The 1,226-nt window shown below is 40.5% G+C and carries 1 protein-coding gene; it reads left to right on the forward strand.

Going from position 1 to position 1,226, the window contains the following annotated elements:
- Positions 1-125 precede the first annotated feature (125 nt).
- The coding region (locus V7K45_RS22555) for an ISAs1 family transposase (protein ID WP_442942034.1) at positions 126-1,226 on the forward strand (1,101 nt) is incomplete at its 3' end.

Consider the following 1,226-nt stretch of genomic DNA (forward strand, 5'->3'; position numbering starts at 1 on the left):
CAGGGTTAGCGCGTCTCAAACCCTATTGACAAGCGGACTTGCCCGATCAGCAATCAAGTTGGAAACAAAGTGGCACTATCCGAGCTAGGGTAAGATTTAATCCATTTAGGTGCAAGGTTCGAGTAATGTCAATAGGATTTGAGAACAAGAAAAGAAAAACCAAAGCATCTTTTGCATCCAGCATAGATAGCAAAGACATTACCACTAAGTTTCAGGAATACTTCACTCCAATAAAAGACCCGAGAGTGGAAAGGACAAGATATCATTTACTCACAGATATCATCACCATAGCGATTTTGGCAGTAATAGCAGGAGCGCAAGGTTGGGAAGATATTGAGGAGTATGGACTCAATAAACAGGAGTGGTTAAAAACGTTTTTGCAACTACCATTCGGAATACCTAGCCCGGATACTTTTAGGAGAGTGTTTGAGAGAATTAAGCCAAAAGAGTTTGAGAAATGTTTTCGTTGCTGGGTAAAATCACTAGTTGAAAAGTTGGGAGTAGAAGTAGTAGCTATAGATGGCAAAACTCATAGAGGCTCATATGATCGAGAATCTCAGTTAAAAGCTTTACACACAGTCAGTGCGTGGTCAAGTGAACACCGTTTGGTATTAGGACAAACAAAGGTCACTGACAAATCCAATGAAATCACCGCAATTCCAGCACTGTTAGAAATGTTAGACATATCTGGTTGCATTATCACCATTGATGCAATGGGTACCCAAAAATCGATTGCCCAAAAAATCATCACAGCAAATGCTGATTATATTTTGAGCCTGAAAGATAATCACCCTACGCTGCACGAACAAGTGAAAAATTGGTTTGAAATAGCACAATCTCTAGGGTTTAAAGATGTTGATGTGAATCTTAGTCAGCGAGTAGAAAAAGGGCATCACCGCATCGAAAATCGTCAAATTTACACTGTGCCAGTATCACAACTTCCTGCACTTCATGAACAAGATTTGTGGGCTGGTCTGACAACAGTAGTGATGGTAGTACGTTCGATCCAGTATTGGAATAAAACTACCCAAGAAGTTCAATTTTACATCTCTAGTCTCACCAGTGATGCTAACAAGATTGGCAGCGCGATTCGACAGCATTGGGGGATTGAAAACTCTGTTCATTGGACATTAGATGTTACCTTCCACGAAGATGAATGTCGGATTCGTTCTCTACACAGTCCACAAAATTTTGCTTTATTACGTCGCATTGCACTCAATGCCTTA

This window comes from Nostoc sp., assembly GCF_036917375.1.
Taxonomy (GTDB): Bacteria; Cyanobacteriota; Cyanobacteriia; order Cyanobacteriales; family Nostocaceae; genus Nostoc.